This is a genomic window from Mesorhizobium sp. ORM8.1, assembly GCF_053005525.2.
This window is the reverse complement of sequence record NZ_CM132600.1, coordinates 3,356,780-3,376,990: the sequence shown is the minus strand read 5'-3', so window position 1 is coordinate 3,376,990 and position 20,211 is coordinate 3,356,780. Positions and strand designations below refer to the sequence as shown.

The 20,211-nt window shown below is 63.6% G+C and carries 18 protein-coding genes; 9 read left to right on the top strand and 9 right to left on the bottom strand.

Annotated features, from left to right (window positions below; all coding sequences use genetic code 11):
• The first annotated feature begins 59 nt into the window (after positions 1-59).
• The 5 genes from ACVDG8_RS16975 (at position 60) to ACVDG8_RS16955 (ending at position 6,857) form a co-directional block, all read left to right on the top strand.
• The gene (locus ACVDG8_RS16975) at positions 60-1,097 is read left to right on the top strand and encodes an alcohol dehydrogenase catalytic domain-containing protein (protein ID WP_447255692.1); all 1,038 of its coding nucleotides are present in this window, start codon (positions 60-62) and stop codon (positions 1,095-1,097) included.
• 142 nt (positions 1,098-1,239) lie between these two features.
• Positions 1,240-2,139: an ABC transporter substrate-binding protein gene (locus ACVDG8_RS16970; RefSeq protein ID WP_447255691.1), complete on the top strand. Its 900-nt coding sequence runs from the start codon at positions 1,240-1,242 to the stop codon at positions 2,137-2,139.
• 88 nt (positions 2,140-2,227) lie between these two features.
• The gene (locus ACVDG8_RS16965; RefSeq protein WP_447255690.1) at positions 2,228-3,289 is read left to right on the top strand and encodes a quaternary amine ABC transporter ATP-binding protein; all 1,062 of its coding nucleotides are present in this window, start codon (positions 2,228-2,230) and stop codon (positions 3,287-3,289) included.
• A 64-nt stretch (positions 3,290-3,353) separates the two neighbouring features.
• Positions 3,354-5,375 (top strand): ABC transporter permease, encoded by a 2,022-nt coding sequence (locus ACVDG8_RS16960; protein WP_455707795.1) that lies wholly within the window; start codon positions 3,354-3,356, stop codon positions 5,373-5,375.
• Positions 5,376-5,573: 198 nt separating this feature from the next.
• Positions 5,574-6,857, top strand: a complete 1,284-nt coding sequence (locus ACVDG8_RS16955; protein WP_447255688.1) for an O-antigen ligase family protein — start codon at positions 5,574-5,576, stop codon at positions 6,855-6,857.
• A 17-nt stretch (positions 6,858-6,874) separates the two neighbouring features.
• Here the strand turns inward: ACVDG8_RS16955 and ACVDG8_RS16950 are convergent, their stop codons facing one another.
• The 3 genes from ACVDG8_RS16950 to ACVDG8_RS16940 form a co-directional block, all read right to left on the bottom strand.
• Positions 6,875-7,969: an acyltransferase family protein gene (locus ACVDG8_RS16950; protein ID WP_447255687.1), complete on the bottom strand. Its 1,095-nt coding sequence runs from the start codon at positions 7,967-7,969 to the stop codon at positions 6,875-6,877.
• A 114-nt stretch (positions 7,970-8,083) separates the two neighbouring features.
• A complete protein-coding gene (locus ACVDG8_RS16945; protein ID WP_447257367.1) occupies positions 8,084-9,262 on the bottom strand; it encodes a polysaccharide biosynthesis/export family protein in 1,179 nt (392 codons plus the stop codon).
• Positions 9,263-9,443: 181 nt separating this feature from the next.
• The gene (locus ACVDG8_RS16940; protein WP_447255686.1) at positions 9,444-10,121 is read right to left on the bottom strand and encodes a sugar transferase; all 678 of its coding nucleotides are present in this window, start codon (positions 10,119-10,121) and stop codon (positions 9,444-9,446) included.
• Positions 10,122-10,729: 608 nt separating this feature from the next.
• On the opposite strand from ACVDG8_RS16940, the gene ACVDG8_RS16935 reads away from it, so the two are divergent.
• Positions 10,730-10,978, top strand: a complete 249-nt coding sequence (locus ACVDG8_RS16935) for an exopolysaccharide production repressor exox (protein ID WP_447255685.1) — start codon at positions 10,730-10,732, stop codon at positions 10,976-10,978.
• A 7-nt stretch (positions 10,979-10,985) separates the two neighbouring features.
• Here the strand turns inward: ACVDG8_RS16935 and ACVDG8_RS16930 are convergent, their stop codons facing one another.
• The 6 genes from ACVDG8_RS16930 to ACVDG8_RS16905 form a co-directional block, all read right to left on the bottom strand.
• The gene (locus ACVDG8_RS16930) at positions 10,986-12,872 is read right to left on the bottom strand and encodes an ABC transporter ATP-binding protein (RefSeq protein ID WP_447255684.1); all 1,887 of its coding nucleotides are present in this window, start codon (positions 12,870-12,872) and stop codon (positions 10,986-10,988) included.
• An 8-nt stretch (positions 12,873-12,880) separates the two neighbouring features.
• Positions 12,881-13,864, bottom strand: coding sequence for a serine kinase (locus tag ACVDG8_RS16925; RefSeq protein ID WP_447255683.1), 984 nt, complete (start codon positions 13,862-13,864; stop codon positions 12,881-12,883).
• Entirely contained in the window at positions 13,861-15,780 is a 1,920-nt protein-coding gene (locus ACVDG8_RS16920) for a lasso peptide isopeptide bond-forming cyclase (protein WP_447255682.1), read from the bottom strand. Before ACVDG8_RS16920 ends, ACVDG8_RS16925 begins: the two co-directional genes overlap by 4 nt.
• A gap of 3 nt (positions 15,781-15,783) precedes the next feature.
• Positions 15,784-16,302, bottom strand: a complete 519-nt coding sequence (locus ACVDG8_RS16915) for a lasso peptide biosynthesis B2 protein (protein WP_455707794.1) — start codon at positions 16,300-16,302, stop codon at positions 15,784-15,786.
• Positions 16,286-16,585, bottom strand: a complete 300-nt coding sequence (locus ACVDG8_RS16910; RefSeq protein WP_447255680.1) for a PqqD family protein — start codon at positions 16,583-16,585, stop codon at positions 16,286-16,288. The genes ACVDG8_RS16915 and ACVDG8_RS16910 overlap by 17 nt, the downstream gene beginning before the upstream one ends.
• 157 nt (positions 16,586-16,742) lie before the next feature.
• A complete protein-coding gene (locus tag ACVDG8_RS16905; protein WP_371008249.1) occupies positions 16,743-16,895 on the bottom strand; it encodes a lasso RiPP family leader peptide-containing protein in 153 nt (50 codons plus the stop codon).
• Positions 16,896-17,393: 498 nt separating this feature from the next.
• On the opposite strand from ACVDG8_RS16905, the gene ACVDG8_RS16900 reads away from it, so the two are divergent.
• The 3 genes from ACVDG8_RS16900 to ACVDG8_RS16890 all read left to right on the top strand — a co-directional run bounded on the left by ACVDG8_RS16900 (position 17,394) and on the right by ACVDG8_RS16890 (position 20,144).
• Entirely contained in the window at positions 17,394-18,596 is a 1,203-nt protein-coding gene (locus ACVDG8_RS16900) for a nucleotidyltransferase family protein (protein ID WP_447255679.1), read from the top strand.
• Between the two features lie 4 nt (positions 18,597-18,600).
• Complete coding sequence (locus tag ACVDG8_RS16895) at positions 18,601-19,632, top strand: glycosyltransferase family 2 protein (protein ID WP_455707793.1); 1,032 nt, start codon at positions 18,601-18,603, stop codon at positions 19,630-19,632.
• A gap of 125 nt (positions 19,633-19,757) precedes the next feature.
• Positions 19,758-20,144 carry a hypothetical protein gene (locus tag ACVDG8_RS16890; RefSeq protein ID WP_447255678.1) on the top strand — a complete coding sequence of 129 codons (387 nt, stop codon included), beginning with the start codon at positions 19,758-19,760 and terminating at the stop codon, positions 20,142-20,144.
• Positions 20,145-20,211 lie beyond the last annotated feature (67 nt).

Below are 20,211 nucleotides of genomic sequence, written 5' to 3'. Positions count from 1 at the left end.
GTTATATAATTTTGGCAGGCCTAGGCTGCGATGGCAAGCAGATGCCGGACGGGCAATCGATGACGTCGCAAACACAAACCATGCGGGCCGCGGTCCTTCGCGGATATGGCGAGCCGCTGGAGGTCACCAGCGTGCCGCGTCCCGTCGCAGGCCCAGGTCAGATCCTGGTGCAATTGCAGGCCTGCGGCGTCTGCCACACCGATGTGCACATCTGGCGCGGCGAGAGCGTCCCGCCGCATGCGCCGTCTCCCTTTGTCATGGGCCATGAGGGTGTCGGCCGCGTCGCGGCGATTGGCGAGGGCGTCGCTGGCTGGGCGCTCGGCGACCGGGCCGGCGTGCCTTGGATCCACGATACCTGCCGCCATTGCGACGAATGCCTGGATGGCCAGGAATCCTTCTGCCAGCACCATCGCGCGCATGGCCTGAACGTGCCCGGCACCTTTGCCGAATATGTCGTCTGCGATGCCGGCTTCGCGGTGGCGCTGCCCGAGACCATCGACCCGGTGACCACCGCTCCGGTGATGTGCGCCGGCATCACCGCCTACGGCGCGGTGAAGCGGGCTGGGCTGAAGGCAGGCGAGAGCGCCATCATCTTCGGCTGCGGTGGGCTTGGCCTTTATGCCGTGCAGATCGCCAGCCGGCTCGGCGTCAAGGTGTTGGCGGTCGATCGCGACCCGGCGAAGCTGGAGACCGCCCGCCGCTATGGCGCGGCGGAAACCGGGATCGCCGACAGCGACCTGCCGTCAAAGCTGAAGGCGCGGAGCGAGAAATACCACGCCTGCATCAACTTCGCGCCGACCACAGCGACCTGGGACGCCATGGTCGCTGGCATCCGCCCACGCGGCAGGATCATCGCCGCCGCCATGGTCTTCCAGCCGGTGCCGCTGATCCAGGAATGGCTGACGGCCACCGGCGTCGTCATCACCGGCACCAGCGTCGGCACCAGGCAGGAGATGCGCGAGCTGGTCGCCATGCACGCAGCGCAGCCGCTCGAAACCACGGTCGAGCGCATCCGGCTGGACGGCGTATCGGACGCGCTTGTCGCTCTCGAAAAGGGTCAGTCGAAAGGGAGGTTCGTCATCAGCTTTGAGGAGTAGCAGCGTGTTCCAGCGGCCAGGGGAGTGGCGCGCGGAAAGAGGCTAGCGGCAGCCTCGACTTCAGCTCAAATCATAAAATGCAAAAAACAGGGGAATAATCATGCCGACTTCAAGGAACAGACTGAGAAATGCAGGAATTGGCTTGGCGCTGGCGCTTGCTGCCACGACGCCTGGCCTGAGCGCTGACCTCGGCGCCAAGGACGAGCCGATCAAGCTCGCAATGCTCGAATGGACGGGCGCGCATGTCTCCACGCATATCGCCGGACAGCTCTTGGAAAAGCTCGGCTACAAGGTCGAATATGTGACCGCGGGCAACTTCCCGCAGTTTTCCGGCCTCGCCGATGGTTCGCTCAGCGCCTCGGTTGAGGTGTGGATGAACAATGTCGGCGACATCTATCCCAAGACGCTGGCGGCGAAACAGATCGAGGATATCGGCAAGCTCGATCTGAAGACGCGTGAAGGCTGGATCTATCCGAAATACATGGAGAAAATCTGCCCTGGCCTGCCCGACTGGACGGCGCTCAACAAGCCGGAATGCATCCAGGCGCTGTCGACGCCGGAAACCGCGCCCAATGGCCGCTTCCTCGACTATCCCGCCGACTGGGGTTCGCGCGCGGCGACCATCCTTGCCGACAATTCCATGCAGTACACCGCCGTTCCGTCAGGCTCCGAGGGCGCGCTGGTTGCCGAGCTCGAGTCTGCCGAAGCCGCCAAGAAGCCGCTGATCATGATGTTCTGGGGGCCGCATTATGCGCTCGCCGAAAACGACGTCGGCTGGGTCAAAATGCCGCCCTGCAAGGACCAGACCAACGAGCACTGCATCACGCCGCCCGATGTCGACAAGATCGTCTGGTCGGGCTTCGGCGCCAAATGGCCGGCGGCCTACGCCCTCCTCAAGGCCTTCAAGATGGACGCCGGCGAGCAGGAGAAGATGATGCTCGCCGTCGACAAGAAGGGCGAGGATCTCGACGCGGTGGTCAAGGCATGGGTCGACAAGAACGAGGCGGTCTGGAAACCCTGGGTCGACGGCGCCAAGGGCTGACCCGGCCGATGCGCCCGACAACAGCTGAAGGCAACAGAGGCCCGGCTCCCGCGCTGCGCGGAGCCGGGCGAACAACCGGCGGTGCGCAATGAGCAACGCCGCCCGTCCGATAAAACTCGTGTGCCGCAATGTCTGGAAGGTCTATGGCCAGCGCCCGGCCTATTACTTCGATTCACGCGGCTATGTCATCGATCCCGACGCGCTGGCCGAACGCCTGCGCGCCGAGGCGCATCTGCCGGCCGTCGTCGACGCCAGTTTCGAGGTGGCGGCCGGCGAGATCTTCGTCATCATGGGTTTGTCCGGTTCCGGCAAGTCGACCTTGGTGCGCTGCCTGTCGCGCCTGGTCGAGCCGAGCGCCGGCGAGGTCCTGCTCGACGGCAAGAACCTGCTCCAGGCAACCGGCAAGGAACTGATCGAGTTGCGCCGCCATGCCATGGGCATGGTGTTCCAGAATTTCGGCCTGCTGCCGCATCTCACCGTACTCGACAATGTCGCCTTCCCGCTGAAGATCCAGGGCAGGCCGGCAAAGGACCGCGAGGCGCGTGCGCGTGAAATGATCAGCCTTGTCGGGCTGGAGGGACGGGAAGCCTCCTTCCCGCACCAGTTGTCCGGTGGCCAACAGCAGCGCGTCGGCATCGCCCGCTCGCTGGCTGTCGGCCCCGAACTCTGGTTCCTCGACGAGCCGTTCTCGGCGCTCGATCCGCTGATCCGCAAGCAGATGCAGGACGAATTCCTGCGGCTCCAAAGGATGCTGAAGAAGACCATCATCTTCATCACCCATGACATTGCCGAGGCTTTCCGCCTCGCCGACCGGCTGGCCATCATGCGGGCCGGCAAGATCGTCCAGATCGGCCGCCCGGCCGACATCGTGCTCAACCCGGCCGACGACTATGTCGCGCAGTTCACCGAGGACATGCCGCTGCTGCGTGTCATCACCGCTGGCGATATCGCGGTGTCCGCCAATGGAGCGGCGCTGCCCGAGCAAAGCGTTGCCGCCGACACCAGCCTGGAGGCGCTCATCCCGCAACTGGCGTCGGGCGTCACGGCTTTCGCCGTGCCTGGCGTTGGCGACGGTCCGCCGGCGCTGCTTCAGGCCAGCGCGGTGCTTGCCGTGCTCGGGCGCGAGCAGGCGAGGCGCACGCGCTCATGACGGCGCCGGCCGCGACACTGAAGCCCTCGTCGAGGCTCGCGATGGAGCCGGCGCTTCTTGCCTGGTGTGGCGTGGCCGTGCTGACGGCGCTCTGCCTGCTCTTGAAGGCGGATTTCCCCTGGCTGGTGAATTTCCCCAAGGGTGGACGCTGCCGCTGGCCGACTATGTCAATGCCGTCACCAACGCCATGGTCGCTGTCGTCCAGCCGGCGTTCCGCGCTCTCTCCGCCTTGCTCGACGCGCCGATGCGCGGTGCGCGGTTGGTGCTCGGCTGGCTGCCCTGGCCGGCGGTCATGCTCGCCGTCGCGGCGCTCGCGCTGAAGTCGAGCGGCACGCGGCTGGCGATCTTTGCCGTGCTCACGCTCGCCTACATCCTGCTCGCCGGCTATTGGCCGCAAAGCATGAACACGCTGGCGCTCGTGCTGCTGGCGGTGCCGATCTCGACAGTGCTCGGCTTTCTGCTCGGCGTTCTTGGCTACGCCCGCCCGCGCCTGCGTCCCGTCCTGCTTGGCGCGCTCGATCTGATGCAGACGGTGCCGGCCTTTGCCTATCTCATCCCGCTCTTGCTTTTGTTCGGCTTCGGGCCGGTGGTCGGGCTGATCGCCTCGGCGATCTATGCGACGCCGCCCATGGTGCGCAACACCATGCTTGGGCTCGACCGCGTCCCGGCGGCAATCAGCGAGGCCGGCCTGATGAGCGGATGCACGCGCCGCCAGCAATTCTGGCAGGTCGAGGTGCCGACAGCGCTGCCGCAGCTTCTCGTCGGCTTCAACCAGACCACGATGGCGGCACTGTCGATGGTCATCGTCGCCGCCATCATCGGCGGCTTCGAGGACATCGGCTGGGAGGTCTTGTCTTCCATGCGCAAGGCGGAGTTCGGCCAGAGCATTCTGTCCGGCCTGGTGATCGCGCTGCTCGCCATCCTGATCGATCGTCTCACCATCGGGTTTGCCCGGGAGCCGGCCACCGGGCCGACCCGGGCCATGCAATGGATGACGCCGCGCCGGCTGGCGCTGGCGCTGCTGATGGCGCTCGCGCTCGCCGTGGTGATCCGCCTTGCCGCGCCAGGCGCGACGCTCTTGCCGGAAACCGGTCTGCGTACCGAGATGGGTGGCGTCAACCAGTGGCTGCTCGGCATCGTTCGCGATTATGCCTGGTTCTTCGACGGTGTCCGCAACACCGTCCTCTATTGCCTGCTTCTGCCGCTCAGGATCGGCATTTCCGGAGCCGCCACGCCGGCCATCTGGGGTTTTGTGTTGTCGCCGGCGGCGGTGATCACCTACTTCGCGGTCGTCCTGGCCGTCGCCGGATTGATGCAGCGTGGCTTCGGCTGGCGCGCAGCACTTGCCATGCTCACCGCCGGGCTTGTCCTCTACACCGGTTTCCTCGGCCTGCCCTGGCCTGTCTTCATCCTCGCTGTCGCACTGCTTGCCGGGCAGGTGGCGGGCTATCGCCTCGGCCTGTTCGCCTTTGCCGGCTTCACGCTGATCCTGGTCGACGGCCTGTGGCCGGCGCTGGTGCAATCGCTCTATCTCTGCACGCTGGCGGTGCTGCTTTGCCTTGTGACCGGCGGTGCGCTCGGCACCTGGGCGGCACACAGCGACCGCGTCTCCCGCGCGCTGAAGCCGGTCTGCGACGCGCTGCAGACCATGCCGCAATTCGTCTTCCTGATCCCGGCGCTGATGTTCTTCAAGGTCGGCGAGTTCACCGCGCTGATCGCCATCATGCTCTACGCCATCGTGCCGCCGATCCGCTATGTCGAACACGGTTTGCGACATGTACGCGCCGACGTCGTCGAGGCGGTCGAGCAGATGGGCGCGACGCCGATGCAGACGCTGCTGCAGGCCAAGCTGCCGCTGGCGCTGCCTGTCGTCATGCTCGGCCTCAACCAGACGATCATGGCGGCGCTGTCGATGCTGGCCATAGCAGCCCTGGTCGGTACCCGCGATCTCGGCCAGGCGGTCTATGTCGCGCTCGGCAAGGCCGATGCCGGCATGGGCCTGATCGCCGGCCTGTCGATCGCCTTCCTCGCCATCCTCGCCGACCGCCTGATCCAGGCCGCCGTTGCCCGTTCGGCGGCGGCTTGAGGATATTCTAGCGCTCTCGCCCCATTCCGGCCGTTTCATTGTGCGATGCGGCAAGCCAACAGCACTTGGCCGCTCACGGCAACTTTGCGGTTGAGCCGGCGGCCGTACGGCGGTAGGTTATGCTGCAGTGCACAATGGATGCCGCGCGGGCCGGAGGCTTGCTCGGGCAGATAAAGGGCTCACGGACAAAAATCCGGTATGAAGATTCCGAAATCCATTCTGATCGACCCCGACCGCAATGAAACCTACGGCATTTTCGCCGTTGCGGTTTCCATGATTGCCTTCGCCTACTCGCCCAATTTCGGCCAGATCCTGATCCTCGCCTATTACGCTGTCTGGCTGCCGCTGCTTTTCGTCGATTATCGGCGCTTCACCTGGAAGCTTTCCAGCGCCTGGCTGCCGATCCTCTTTGCAGCCTATGTCTGCCTCTCGGTGTTCTGGTCGCAGGCGGCGGGCGTCAGCGCCCGCGCGGCGGTGCAATATTCCTCGCATATCGCCTGCGCCTATGTCGCGGCGCGCACCATCAGCATGCGCACGCTGGTGGTAGGCTCGCTGATCGGCATCTTCTTGGTCCTGCTCTATTCGCTGAAAGTAGACGATTACGCGCTCGACACGATCGACGGCACGGTCAATTTCGTCGGTGCTTTCGGCTCCAAGAACCAGATCGGCTTTTTCTCCTCGCTCGGCATCTTCTTCACTCTCGCCTTTCTCGCGTTTTACCGGCGCAATTGGTTGAGCTTCGTGTGGACCGCGCCGATCCTGCTTCTGTCGGTTTATATGCTGGCGATAGCCCACTCCGCGACATCCGTCGCTTCGCTGCCGGCGGTGGTCGGCATCGTCGCCCTGCTCACCGCGAGCAAAGTGCTGTCGCTGCGCTATCGTCGCGTGATTTTCATAGTCGGCGCCGCTGCGCTGGTAACCGGCGTGGTGGCCGCGCTCAACCTCGGCCTGCTCGATGTCGTGCTCGGTGTCTTCGGCAAGGATTCCACGCTCACCGGCCGCACCTATCTCTGGGAGCAGGGCTGGAACGCTGCGCAGCAGCGTCCGCTGCTCGGCTATGGCTATGCCGCCTATTGGGTGCAGGGTTTTGCCGAACCGGAGCGCCTGTGGGCGGAATTCTACATCTCGACCCGCACCGGCTTCCATTTCCACAACACCTATGTCGAGACGCTGGTCGAGATCGGCTATATCGGCGTCACCATGCTGGCGCTGATCATCCTGCGCTCCTTTTACGGCCATGTATCGAAAGTCGTGTTCGGCGACTGGAACGCCGATTCGGTGGTGCTGGCCGGCGCCATCGGACTGATGCTGATCCGCTCCTTCTTCGAGGTCGAAATCCTCGGCCCCTACTTCATGGCGTCCTTCATCGTATATTACGGCCTGTTCAAGCTCAGCCCGCTGCCGGTTGCGCGGCGACGCCGGGTGGCTGTTCCGGTTCAGGAGGAAAGGCCGGCGAACGGACGGATGCCCGCTCCGGTCTGATCGGCTCTGCGGAGAATTTAAGCTACCGCCCGCCTGCGCTGCATCAGCCGCTGCAGCAAGCGCCGCACTGGCTCGTCATAGAGCCGCGTGGCGATGTCGGCGATGACGATGACAGCGCCCGCCATGACGATGCCGAACCAGGGATGGTGCGCGAACGGGTCGATCGAGACAGCCTTGCCGGCTCCGGCGATGATCATCAGCATCGGCGTATGGATGATGTAGATCGGGTAGGAGATCCGCCCGAGCCAGCCATAGAAGCCGGCCAGCCGTGGCATGGTCGGGGCTATGGCGCCGGTCACGACCATGGCCGGAAAGATGACGACGATGCAGGCGAGGTCGTAGACGACGCGCGCGCCGCCTGCCGGCGCAATCGCAAAGACGATGAGCGTCAGCAGGATCGCGCCCTCGACCCAGAAGCCGCGCCGCAGGAAGCCGAGGCTGGCCTGGTAGCGCGCCATCGAGCGGCACAAAAGCACGCCCAGGAAGAACGAGAAGGTCACGCGCGGCAGGCCGCTGATGATGGTCTGGCCCGTCATGCCGAAATCGAGCGTGCCGGCGAAAACCGAGGCAATGATGAGCAGCACGAGGCTGACGACGACGAGCCCGGTCAGCACCCGTTTCGACAGCTGGAAGAACACCGCTACATAGGCGATGTTGACAATCAGCTCGAAGAACAAGGACCACGAAGCGGGATTGAGCGGAAAGATCGTGTGATAGGCGTCGCTGATCAGCGGGATGAAGAGCATGCCCGTCGTCAACTGCATCCCGATCTCGGACAGCGGCATGTACTCGCCCGGCATCAGCCGGTTCTTCACCAGCAGGTAGAAGAAGCCGAGCAGCGTGCCGCCGAGATAGAGCGGATAGAGGCGGATTAGGCGGATCATCACGAATGTGCCGAAGCCCATGCCGTTCTCGATCTTGCGGTCATAGGCATGCGCGATGACGAAGCCGCTGAGCAGGAAGAACAGGTCGACCGCGAGATAGCTCGACGGCAGCACCCTGCCGTCGGCAAGGAAGGGCGAGAAATGGTAGAGCATCACGCTGATCGCCGCCACGCCGCGAATGGCGTCGAGGTTGAGGTAGACGTGACGCGGGGCGGCGGCGGACTGCATCTTATGCCTTCAAGCGGTACAAACAGATCGCCCGTCCGCGCCTTGTCGCGAACAGGCCTGACATGTTCCTCCCCTCGTCGCGAACTGCGCCGAAACGCAGGCCAACTGCTGGTGCTACTGGCTGGCCATCGGCGCCAGCTTCACCTTGATCACGTCGCCCGGCAGCACCGGCGTGTCTTCCTTGGCGTCGGTCTCGCTGGTTTTGCCGTTGGCGACACGCACCAGCGAGTACAGAAGCGTCGGTGCCTCGCTGCTGGTGATTGAGGCCGTCGTGGCCGGGTCCGATGCCTGAGCGATCAGGCCCTTTTGCATGTTCACCCGCAACGCCGCCTCGTTCAGGTCGGCTTCGGTCTGCTGCCGGTCGGAGGCGAGGCTCGAGCTCAGCGTGTTGCGGGCGTCGATGGCGTCCTGCGTTGCCTTGCTGATCGATTGCTTGGCGGTGAGGATGGCTGTTTCATAGTCGAGGATCTTGCCCTGAAGGTCGGCGACGGACTGCCTCGAATCGAGCAGTCGCGAATTGGGCACCAGGCCCTTCTGCGCCAGCGGTCCGATGGAGGCGAGCTGCTGTTGCGCCAGGTCGACCTGCTGTTGCTGGTTGACGATCTTCTTCTGCAGCGATTCGATCTCGCCCTGCAGCACGCCCTTCAGGTCGTCGAGCGCATCGAGCTTCAGCTTGAGCGCCTTCTGGTCGGAAGTCAGGATCTGCATTTCGTCGGCAACGACGGTCGGCAGCTTCGGATCGCCCTCGACTTCTTTCGGCGGATCGAAACTCTCCTTGCCGGCAAGATCGGCATCGATGCGCGCGCGCTTGACGAGCAGGCGCACGCGCTGGTCGTCATAGATGTCGTAATTGCCCTTGGCGGTGACGAGGTCCTTGCCGAGCTGTGGTCCGTAGTCGGCATTGCGCCGCATGCCGCCGGCAATGCTGATCGCCTTCAGCACCGTCAGCTCCGGCACATAGGGGAATTGTCCGGGGTTCTGCACCTCGCCCGAAATGTAGAACGGCCGGAATTGCGCCATCTCGACCGAGGCTTCAGGCTTGTCGGGCAGCGCCAGCTTGCGTTGCAAAGCGAGCCCGATCGCCGCGGCGATCTCCGAGGTCGTCTTGCCGGCGGCTTGCATATCACCGACAAACGGCACCGAAAGCGTTCCCGCGGGGCCGACCGAATATTCGCCGTTCAGCGCCGACCAGTCGCGGAACGTGCCGTCGACCGTCTGCCATTCGGCAACCCGGATGTTGAGCTTGTCCTGCGGGCCAAGCTGGTAGTCGCCGGCCGCCGCGATATGCGGCATCGCGAGACAGGCAACGAACGCCACGGCCGCGAGCCGGCCGGGCGCTCTAGGACGAAGACTGCAGGCGAAAGACAGTCCGATAGGGTCTTTTTTCAAATGAACGTTCCGATCCGCTTGGCCCCATCCGCCCGATGAGATCGCTGCCGGATGCCTGCCCCGGTTCCGGGGACAGGCTCGAAGGTCAGTAGCTGCCGCGCGACATCCACACGGCTGGCACGGTCTTGAAGATGATGCGAATGTCCTCGAACATCGACCAGTTCTCGACATAGTGGCGGTCGAAGGCGACGCGCGTGTCATAGGAGACATCATTGCGGCCGCTCACCTGCCACAACCCGGTCAGGCCGGGGCGCGACTTCAGGTAATAGACCGCGGCGCTACCATAGATCTCCAGCTCGTCGCGCACGACAGGGCGCGGTCCGACAAGGCTCATGTCACCCTGCAGGATGTTGATGATCTGCGGCAGCTCGTCGAGGCTGAGTTTGCGCAGCACCTGGCCGACCCGCGTGACGCGCGGATCGTTCTTCAGCTTGCGCGTTGCGAGCCATTCGGCATTGGCGTCGGGATTGGCCGCCAGATACGCGTTCAGCACGCGCTCGCCATCCTGCACCATGGTGCGGAATTTCAGGCAGGCAAACACACGGCCGCCGCGGCCGATTCGCTTGTGGCCATAGAACACGGACCCACCGTCGGAAAGCTTGACCAGCAGCGCGACCATCAGGAAGAGCGGGCTGAGCAAGACAAGGCCGGCCAATGAGCCGACGATATCGAAACCTCGTTTCAGCAGACCACCGATGGGGGGTGGAAAATCAACGCCAGCTTGCGAAAAACCCGCATTAGCCGACTTGGCGACGTCCCTCATGCAAAAGCTCCATACGTTGAACGGATGGTTTACCGCACGATACCAAAAAAATGCTGCATCGCAACACACAATTTCCCATTCCGCTGAAATGTTCACGTCATGAATTGATTAAATAATAAACCTGCCGTGCCCAAATTTTCACCTTTGTGGCACGTTTATGACAAGGTGAGCGAAACCCATGAAAATGTAGTGCGCATTTTGGGCCATTTTTGGACAGTGCATTCTTTGCTGCAGAAGAAATCGGGTTGCAGGTCGCTGGAACCACTCGCAATGGTAAGTTATTCGGATAAAATACTAATCAATGTCGCAGCTTTTACTGCTGCATGAGCCGCCTCTTTGAATAGGTATCGGGGCGGGAGTGTGCGACGCACCATGCCAGAGTCGATCCCGCGAAATCGCTGGATATCACCCCTGTCCGGCCTTGCCGCGGAGTACGCGCCTTAATAGAGTCGCAAATTGTTTCTGTCATAGTCTGCATGGGTAAGGAAGGCCGGAAGCAACCGGCCGGATTGGGCAGCCAGAAATAGCCCTTTGGCGCAACGGGGAGTTACACAGGGTGGGTAAGTCGCAGCTTTTGCATGTTCGCTTCGGTTGAGGGGCGAACGGATATGTCTTTGCCAAAATTCATCGTCGGCATGGTCTTCGCGCTGGCGATCGTCGTCGGCTGGTCGTATTTCGATGGCGCATCGCTTGGCGCTATCGTCATTCGCGCGGTTGTCTGCGCCGCCATCATCCAGGCCGGCTATTTCCTCCTGGTCTTTGCCATGGTCGCCAGGAGCGCACCGGTACCGGCGGACAAGACCCGCGAGGCCGAGCACGGCACGATCCTCGACAAAGTCCCGACGGCGAAAAGCTAGGGCCACTCTAGGCGCCAGGCGCGGCAGCCTCCACTGACCGTTCAACCGGCGCCGGCGCGACTCCAGCCGGCAGTATTGTTCCCGCCTGCTCACCGGACAGCATCCTGGCCAGCCGGCTGCCGGCCTTCGCCTTCAGCCGCTGATACTGGCCGACCTCGACAATGCGGCCATTCTCGATGGCGACGACCCAGTCTGCAAAAGCGATCATCGATGGCCGGTGCGCGATAGTCAGGATCGTCATCTGGCCGCGCAAGCCATCGATCGATTGCGCGATTAGCGATTGATTCTGCCAATCGAGCGCGCTCGTCGCCTCGTCGAGGATGAGCAGCGAAGGTTTGCGCAGCAGTGCCCGCGCCAGCGCGATGCGCTGGCGTTCGCCGCCCGACAGCCTGACGCCGCGGTCGCCCACCACCGTATCCAGCCGCAGGTCGAGTTGTTTGACGAACTCGGCCGCATGGGCGTCGCGCAGCGCCGTCCAGAGCTCATCGTCGCTTGCTTTCGGCGCGGCGAGGCGAAGATTGGCCGCGATCGTGTCGTGCAGCAGGAAAACATCCTGCGGCACATAGGCCACCTGGTCGCGCCAGGCCCTGCGGTTCTGCGCCGTAATCTCGACGCCGTCGGCCAGGATCCTGCCTTGCGTGGGGTCGAGCAGGCCCAGCAGCATGTCGGCAATCGTGCTCTTGCCGGAGCCGGACGGGCCGATCAAGGCCGTCACCTTGCCAGCCGGCAGACCGAAGGTGATGCCCGAGACCACCGGCTTTGCTTCGCCATCGCCATAGGCGAACGAGACGTCGCGGATGTTGAGCCCGGTATCGAGGGACAACTTTGCGCCTTGCCCTGCGTCATTTTCCGCCGGCTCGCGCTCGGCATCGAAACGCGCCTGCAGGGCTTGCATGGACGCATAGGCCGGCAGATTGATCAGCACCTGCTGCACCTGGATCTGCATGTCCATGAAGCGTGGTGCGACCCGCATGAAGACGAGCAGCAACACCACGATCTCGGCCAGCGACAGGTGGAAGCGGACCAGCGCGATATAGATGAACAGGCTGAGCCCGATCACGCTCGCCATCTGGAACAGCGCGGTGCCGAGCGTGGAGTTGCGGACAAAAGCGATGTTGTCGGCCTTCATCCTGTTAAGCGTCGCGCCGAGTTCTGCAAAGTAGCTGGCCTCGACATTCAGGCTCTTCGCCACTTTGATGCCGCCGAGGAATTCGGAGACCGTTCGATACTGGTCCTGCCGGTTGCTGGTCAGCGTCCGGCCATAGGCGCTGGCACGCGCCCGGAACGGCTGCAGCGCAATCAGCAGCACCACGCCGATGAGGATGGCAAAGGACGTCATCACCGGCGAGATGAACAGCGACACCACGAGATAGCCCGTCAGAAGCAGTGCGGCCTGGGTGAACATCAAAAGCGAGAAGGCGCCCACCTGCACGCGGTCGACGTCGCCATTGAGCGCATGGTCGAGGTCGGAGCTGCGCATGCGGGTGAAGACGCCCCAGCGCGCCTTGCCGATGCTTTCGAACAGGTTCAGGCGGACACGGTTGACGAAGTCGTAGAGCAGCCGCGCCATGTAGACCGACTTGAAGCGGTTGAAGATCGCCTGCAGCGCCACGAGTGCCACGAGCAGGGAAAGGATCGCCGCAAGCGGCAGCGTTCCACCCGGCACCAGCCACTGCAACGCCTCCGGCACCCGCACCGCATAGTCCTGATCGGCCTTGCCGATCAGATGCAGCAGCGGGATGAGCAGCAGGATCGAGACGCCTTCGGTCAGGCTGCCCAGGATCAGGAAGGCGAGCGCCGTCAGCGTTCGCCGGCCGCCGACATGCGCGATCATCGCGCCGAAGCCGGCGATATCCCGAAACAGCGACAGACGCAGCTTGGATGACCAGCCCATGTTTTGGCTCATGTCGTTGCGGGTGCCAGATCGCCTTCGATCAGCGCGACCGCCTCGTCGATCCGCGCCAGCCCGGTAGGCACCTCAAGCCGGCTCACACCGATCCGCCCGGCAAGCTGCGCGCTCTGGCCAAGATGCATGGCTGCGGAATCGCCGGTGAGCGCCTGCCGGCCGAAGCGCGTGATGTAGGAGAATTTGATGATCGCGGGCAGGGCAGCGAGGCTCGACAGCGGAGAGATTGCCGCCTCCTCGCCGCGCTCAAGCACATAGATGCGCGATACCGGTACCGCTTCGGCGGAAAATCCCTGGCGCAGGCGATGCTGTGCCTTGTCGATTTGCGGATGCACTTGCGGGCGCACATCCACCTGCTCGAGGCGGATGGCGTCGGCCGCGTCCGCGGCGAGCTTGAGCTGCGGAAAGCCGGACAGGAGCATCGGCCGGCCGGGGTCGGACAGATCCAGCGCCACGACGTCATCGGTCAGCAGGCGATGGCCGGCGCGGATCATGGCGCCGGCCGTGGTGGATTTGCCGGCACCCTTGTCGCCGAGGAAGATCACGCTCTTGCCGCCGACGGCGATGGCGCTGGCATGCAAGACAAGCAAACCGCGCTGGTGCAGCGCAAGCGCCAGCACCGGCCCGAGCAGCGGGAAGGCAAGCAACGGGTCGTCCACTCCTGCCGCCGGATCGACATCGATACGATTGCCGCCGCTGATCAGGAATGTGCCGACCGCTTGCCAGGAGAGATACTGACGCGCCGGCTCGAAGCGAAAAGCGGTCGCCGCTTGCGATGCCGCCTCGGGAAAGTCGACCGGTGCGACCGCAATCTCGAGATCTGGTTTCGCAGGCGTCGCCGGCTCCAGTTCCGGCAAAGCCACGTCCGAGCCGATGGTCAACCCATAGGCCTTGTAGAAGCGGCGGACACGTCCGCTTCGCGTGTTCGCGTTGATGAGGGGCTCGGGTGTGGCGGCGATAGAAGCGTTGGCGGTGCTCATGCAGGGCTTCCATCTCTTTGAACTTGCCGCAACCACAGCGACAGCGACACTGAGCGCCAGACATGCTGGACATCGGGCAGCGTCGCCTGTTCAGGCTGCTGCAGCATGCGCTGATAGACGGCGTTGACTTCGGGCAGGTTGACATAAGGCGCGATCAGGTCGCTGTCCGCCATCAGCACCTTGTCCAGGAGCTGGCGGTGGTTGCCGAGCATGCCTTTGACCAGATTGGCGGTGAAATCGATCTTGTCGCGCCGCCATTGCACCGCCGGCGGCAGGATGCCTTGCATGGCCCGGCGCATGACATGCCGGCCGAAGCCATCCTTGAGCTTTTCCTCGCCGGGCAGCGACAGGCAGAATTCGATCAGCGGCTTGTCCCAGAACGGGTAGCGCGGCTCGACGCCGAAATTGGCGGCCGCCTTGTCGAGCACCTCGAAAGCGTGCGGCACCAGTCCGGTGGACAACAGCCAGCGATGCGTCAGCGCCTCGCTGGCGCTGACGGCGGCTGGCATATGGCCGGCGCGATGGAACCGCTCGGCAAGATCGGTGCGCCTGGCAAGATCCGGATTGACCAGTCCCGCCCAGGCGGCGCGCCGCACCGGGGCCGGCATGCGCCACAGCCTGCCGGCGACGCGTTTGGCGATCGCTCTCATCCGAGCGATCCGCCAGGCCGGCCCATAGATGGTCAGGAACTTGAAATAGAGCGAAAGCATGCCGTCGCCATAGGTGTTGGCGGCGCTGTGCAGTTCGCGCCACAGCTCGAGCCACCGGCGCGCATTGGCGAGCTCGTGCAGGTGGCCATGGCCTTGCGAGACGACCTCGTCGCCGCCATGGCCGTCGAGAAGCACTTTCACGCCCTTGGCGCCTGCCGTGCGGTAGATATCCCGGGTCAGCGACAGGCCAGGCGCCAGGAATGTTCCTTCCTGTTCTTCCAGGATCCGCTCGAACTCGGCGAAGGGCGCGTAATTACCGACGCCGATCAGCGTGGCGTCGAGCGGCTGGTGACCCAGAACCGCGTCGATGAACGGCTTCTCGTCCATCGACGAGCCCTTGTCGAAAGTGAGCGAGAAGGTCTTGAGCCTGGGCTTGCGCTGCGCCGCGGTCCGCAGGGCCGCAATGCAGGCGATCGAGGACGAATCGAGGCCGCCGCTCAGCATGGCGCCGATGGCCGGCGTGCCGCGCATGCGGTTTTCCACCGATTGCGCGAACAGGTGCCTGAACTCTTCCGCCGCATCCGAGCGCGGCGGCCGCTGCGACGGCTCGATCTGCCAGTAGCGGCGCAGCACCACCTGTCGGTCCGTCACCGTCATGCTGTACCGCGCCGGAAGGCGGAAGATCTCGGCGTAGGGCGTTGCCTGCGGATCGTCGGGCAAGCCGGCGAGGAAGCCGGAAATCTGGTGTTCGCTGATACGCCTGCCGACATCGTCCAGCGCCAGGATCGGGCCGATCTCGGAGGCAAAGGCAAAGCGCTTGTCGGCCGAGTGGTAGTAGAATGGTTTGACGCCGAAATGGTCGCGCGCGCAAAACAGCGCCTGGTGCTCGGCGTCCCAGATCGCGAAGGCGAAATCGCCCTGCAGATAGGTCGGGCAGGTCTCGCCCCATTTGAGATAGGCGCGCATGATGAGCGTCGCATCGGCGATCGACCGATCGCGGATGCCGAGCCGGGCCAGGAGTTCATCGCGGTTGTCCAGCCGACAATCGGCAGTGATGGCGAGCTTGCCGCCGGCCATCGTCAGCGGGCCGGGACCGTCTTCGCTGGTGGTGTCGAGCCAGGCATGGCCTAGCGCCACACCGCCATCCGTCCACCACGAACTGCCGTCGCGGGCGCGATGGCGCATGCGCGCCAGCATCTGCTGAATGTCGCTTGCAGTGGCGGGTTTGCCGCCTTGCCTGGGCTGAATTCCAGCGACGCCGCTCATCGCTTACGGCCCGTGATCGACGAGATGGGTAAAGCCGTTGATCGAGCCGCCCAGCACGATGTGATGGCCGCTCATCAACCAGGCATGTGCCTTCAACTGTGGGCCGCTGTCGCGCTCGATGCCGATCGTGATCTTGGACGCGTTGCCCTGGCGCGCCAGCAGATATTGCCCGGCCAGCGCCTGGGTGAGACAGCTGGCGCCAGGCACGAGGCGCGCCGCGGCGGCGACACCCCAGGCGACGCGTCGCAGGTCGGCGATATCAGCGTCATTTCTGGCATCCAGCCGCGTCACGAGGTTGCGCACACGCCTATAGGAAGACAGCGTCAGTCCGAGCCGCACGACCGTGACCACGACAAGGCAGCGTGTCAGGAAGAACGCCTCCGACAGGCTGAGCGAGCGCAGCCTAGAGCGATCCCAGGAAAAGTGTGAAACGGTTTTCCATCCGGAATTGCGTGAAAACAAAGAGATAGAGCGGTTCGCCGTTTCCGTGAAACGGTGAAACGCTCTAGACCAGTTCCTCATGATGGAGCCTCGCAAGCCCTGCCTCGGTCAGCCCCTTGAGCAAGCCCTCGACATCCGCCTTGCAGCGCTCGGCATCGACATTGTAGCGCGCCAGCACGGCGCTTTGGAGATCGAGGATAGATCTGGGCTCCTGGATCTGCTCCCAGATAAAGGCGCCGACGCCGTTCAGGCTGTAATAGACATTGGATTTAAGGTGAAGCAGCGCCAGCCCGGCGCCGAATTCACAAGCCACCGCGTCGCTGGTCGCAACCACACGGTCATGGTCCGATGGGTTCCAGTGCATCTAAAACCTCGTTCTAGCCGCCACGCCCTCAGACCTGAAACCGGGATCGGTTGCCTGCGATTGCCCCGGGAGCAGGAAGCCGGGGGACATGGCCCCCCGGCTCGCCTGTCTAAAGAGCACCCGGAGCCCCAACTGCGTCACCCCGGATACCGTAAGCTCAAGAGAAGGTCAGCTCACCGACTGGCGTGTGCGCGGGAAAGCTCGCGTCGAGCGCCGTTGTGCCAGCACCGCCCTGCGTGATGGTTTCAATCGAACCATGAACCGTCAGGCTGGGGGTCTCGTACTCATGCTTGTCAACATTCTGTTCCATTTTACTCTCCAACTGAGGACTGGAAGCGGCTGCAGAGTGCCGCCAGCATGCTTCTATGCTGCAACGCAATTGCTGCATGGCAGCATTTATGAGTCAAGTCTGATTTACCGGGCGTTAATCAATTCTCGGTTGCGCCTGCCTTCGTTGGTGACCAAACTGGGCAGTCCCATCATAGACGCTGTTCCTTGTCGAATTCAACCGAGCAACTTTGCCGCTTTTATAAGCACATGATTTAATTATGATAATTCTCAAGGCACGAAAATGTGTTCGCAATAGCGAAAAAAATGCTGCAGAAATTCACCTGGCCGCGAGCCGTATCCGGCTTCACCAGGGGTTGTCTCCAAAAGTGATCGCTTATGAGGCAATATGAACGCCCCGGTTGCAGAAATGGGGCGTGCCAACCTGCCGACCACAGTCCGGGTTAATTTTCTCGGTGCTTTCCTTCGCGGTTGCGGTATAAATCGCGCCAGGCGGGTTTTGCGGAGAACGACATCGGGCATGCCCATGCAGGACGGCTCCTACGAAAGGCTGCGTGCAGCCGGCTGCGCCGATGAGGTCGCCTATGTGCAGGCCTGCCTGAGGCTGTTTTTCGCGCCCGGCGCCGAAGCCATCCCCATTTCGTCAGCCGCGCCGGCTCCGGCCATCTCAGCGGAAAACATCGCCGACATAGTGAGGCTGAACAAGGTCGCGGTCTTCCTGCTCAAGGCCCTGGCGCGCGCCCCCGTCGACGCGACGCCACCGGACCTGCTTGCCTGGCTCGACGGCTACCGCCGGCGCACCATCTCGATGAATGCGGCTTGTCTGAGCGATTCGATCGCCATCCATCGCGTGCTGCGCGACAGGCAGGTCGACTTCGTCTTCCTCAAGGGGCCGTTCCAGCAGCATCTGCTTTATGGCGACCACTTCATGAAACCGTCCGGCGACGTCGACATACTGGTTTCGCCTACCGGCTTCACGGCGGCCCGCGAGGCCTTGCGCTCGATCGGCTATGAAGTCGCCGGCAAGTCGCGCTCCGTCTGGTGGATACGCTTCCTCGGCGAGCAGCATATGGTCCGCGACGATGGGGCGAGAGCCTCCACGGTCGATCTTCATCATCGGTTGCAGCAGCCCGGTTCACCCAGCCCGCGTGATATCGATGGTTTCTTGCGCCGCAAGCGCGAGGTCCAGGTCACCGGCGCTGCCATGCCCATCATCTCTGCCGCCGACACGTTGCTGTTGTCCGCGATCAGCGTCGCCAAGGCGTTTTTCAACCGCGAGCCCTGCGCCGGCTATGTCTGCGATGTCCGTGCCAGTGCCAGCCGCCTGAGCGAGGCCGAGCAGCAGAAGGTGCTCGATCACGCCGCCGAACAAGGCCTCGCCGACACGCTGCTGCTCGGTCTGCGCGCCGCCGATGTGCTGCTTGGCGGTGCGGGCTCGCTGCTGTCGGATCGCGCCACCCGGATTTTGGCGCGTATCGACAATGCCGACATCTTCCACATGGTCATCGCGCCCTGGCTGTCGTCGCTGCGCTGGCCACAGCGCCGCCATGTGCTGTGGGAACTCTGCGGCCGCGAGCCCGTCCGCTACTTGGCGGAGGCCGGCTGGGCAGCTTCCGCCGACCTCAGCCGGCGTCTCTTCGAGCGTCCTATCGCGGTCGGGCCAATGCGCGACGATGCCATCAGAATCACGGGCGGGGCAGCCTCCAACGCAATCGAAAGGTGAACCCATGCCTGTGCCGACGCCACCTGTGACGACCCCCGGGGTCTGCGTCATCATCGCCGCGCGCAATGCGGCGCGCACGATCCCCGTCGCCATCGCCTCGGCGCTGCGCGAGAGAGAAGTCGCCGAAGTCGTCGTCGTCGATGACGCCTCCACCGACAACACGCAACGCGTGGCTCTGGCCGCCGATGACGGCAGCGGCCGGCTTTCGGTTATCCGCCTGGATGTCAATCGCGGGCCGTCTTTCGCCCGCAACGCCGCTATTCAAGCTTCCCGGTCGCCTTTCATCAGCATTCTCGATGCCGACGATTTCTTCCTCGAAGGCCGCTTTCGCCGCTTGTTCGCCGGCGCCGACTGGGATTTCGCCGCCGACAACATCATGCTGATCCGCGACGATGCCGCGAACGATCTCGAAAGGGTCGCAGCGCCGCCCTTTGCCGCCGATCCGGAGTTTCTCGATTTCGAGCGCTTTATTGAGGGCAATATCTCCCGGCGTCGTGTGCTGCGCGGCGAGCTTGGTTTCCTCAAGCCGGTGATCAGCCGGGCTTTTCTCAAGCGCCATGGGCTGAGCTACGATGAGAATCTCAGGCTTGGAGAGGATTACGAGCTCTATGCGCGCGCCGTCGCCTGTGGCGCGCGGTTCAAGATCATCAAATCCTGCGGCTACGGCGCGCTCGTGCGTGCTGATTCGCTGAGCGGCCGCCACAAGACGCAGGACCTTAAGCGCCTCGCCGATGCCGATCTGGCGCTGCTGGCGATCGACAACCTGCCGGAGCGTTCGAAGGCCGCGTTGCGGCGCCACGAACGCCATGTGCGCGACAAGTACCGGCTGCGCAATTTCCTCGATGTGAAGGCCGAGCGCGGCCTGGCTTCCGCCGCGGCCTATGCCTTCGCCAGTCCGTCGAATCTGATCCCCATCGTGCACGGCGTGGCGGCCGACAAGCTCGACGTGCTGTTCCGCCGCACCGGCATTGCTGCAAAGCAGCAAGTGCCGCCGACGCGCTTTCTCATGGCGGCAACAAGTGCCGCGAAAGAATGATGGTTCTGGCCATTTCAGCGTCGCGCGAGTCCAGAAAAAACGCGCCCGCAAAACTATAAGGTTGCCTCCTCGCGCGGAGGATGGCAGTCTATGCTGCAATGCAGCAATTTCGAAAGGCCAATCGGATGGCTTCGATTTTCGGCTTCAGGTCGCGCAATCCCGCCCGGGACAAGCAGACCGATCTTCAGCGTTTCGACCGGCTGGCGAAGCTGTTCGACCAGATCGCGGCCGAGATCGAGGCGGAAAAGACCGGCCTGGAGAATCGCTACCGGTCGACGGCCACCAATGCGGCCTTTCTGGTCGAGGCGATGGAGAATGGTTCGGCGTCGACAAGCAAGCTTCCCGACGTCGGCGCGATGACCAGTGCGATTTTGAACTGCGAGCGGCGCATTGCCGAGCTCGCCCGCCAGAATGGCGTGATGAAGGAACTGCGCCATTCGCTCGACGCGATTGTCGAGGATGGCGCCGATCGGTTCGGTTCACAGGCCGACCGGACCAGGTCGGCGGGATGAGGCTGGTGGCGTCCACAGGCAATGTCATCGGCATGAGACGATAAAGGAGTTCAGTCGAGGGCGGAGG

Excerpts from the sequence above, each read along its gene's own strand:
- ACVDG8_RS16895 (WP_455707793.1), top strand. The coding sequence starts at position 18,601 with ATGCCTGTGCCGACGCCACCTGTGACGACCCCCGGGGTCTGCGTCATC.
- ACVDG8_RS16905 (WP_371008249.1), bottom strand. The coding sequence starts at position 16,895 with ATGGAACAGAATGTTGACAAGCATGAGTACGAGACCCCCAGCCTGACG.
- ACVDG8_RS16950 (WP_447255687.1), bottom strand. The coding sequence starts at position 7,969 with ATGCAGTCCGCCGCCGCCCCGCGTCACGTCTACCTCAACCTCGACGCC.
- ACVDG8_RS16920 (WP_447255682.1), bottom strand. The coding sequence starts at position 15,780 with ATGAGCGGCGTCGCTGGAATTCAGCCCAGGCAAGGCGGCAAACCCGCC.
- ACVDG8_RS16900 (WP_447255679.1), top strand. The coding sequence starts at position 17,394 with ATGCCCATGCAGGACGGCTCCTACGAAAGGCTGCGTGCAGCCGGCTGC.
- ACVDG8_RS16925 (WP_447255683.1), bottom strand. The coding sequence starts at position 13,864 with ATGAGCACCGCCAACGCTTCTATCGCCGCCACACCCGAGCCCCTCATC.
- ACVDG8_RS16955 (WP_447255688.1), top strand. The coding sequence starts at position 5,574 with ATGAAGATTCCGAAATCCATTCTGATCGACCCCGACCGCAATGAAACC.
- ACVDG8_RS16940 (WP_447255686.1), bottom strand. The coding sequence starts at position 10,121 with ATGAGGGACGTCGCCAAGTCGGCTAATGCGGGTTTTTCGCAAGCTGGC.
- ACVDG8_RS16930 (WP_447255684.1), bottom strand. The coding sequence starts at position 12,872 with ATGGGCTGGTCATCCAAGCTGCGTCTGTCGCTGTTTCGGGATATCGCC.
- ACVDG8_RS16975 (WP_447255692.1), top strand. The coding sequence starts at position 60 with ATGACGTCGCAAACACAAACCATGCGGGCCGCGGTCCTTCGCGGATAT.
- ACVDG8_RS16945 (WP_447257367.1), bottom strand. The coding sequence starts at position 9,262 with ATGCCGCATATCGCGGCGGCCGGCGACTACCAGCTTGGCCCGCAGGAC.
- ACVDG8_RS16935 (WP_447255685.1), top strand. The coding sequence starts at position 10,730 with ATGTCTTTGCCAAAATTCATCGTCGGCATGGTCTTCGCGCTGGCGATC.
- ACVDG8_RS16890 (WP_447255678.1), top strand. The coding sequence starts at position 19,758 with ATGGCTTCGATTTTCGGCTTCAGGTCGCGCAATCCCGCCCGGGACAAG.
- ACVDG8_RS16915 (WP_455707794.1), bottom strand. The coding sequence starts at position 16,302 with ATGAGGAACTGGTCTAGAGCGTTTCACCGTTTCACGGAAACGGCGAAC.
- ACVDG8_RS16910 (WP_447255680.1), bottom strand. The coding sequence starts at position 16,585 with ATGCACTGGAACCCATCGGACCATGACCGTGTGGTTGCGACCAGCGAC.
- ACVDG8_RS16965 (WP_447255690.1), top strand. The coding sequence starts at position 2,228 with ATGAGCAACGCCGCCCGTCCGATAAAACTCGTGTGCCGCAATGTCTGG.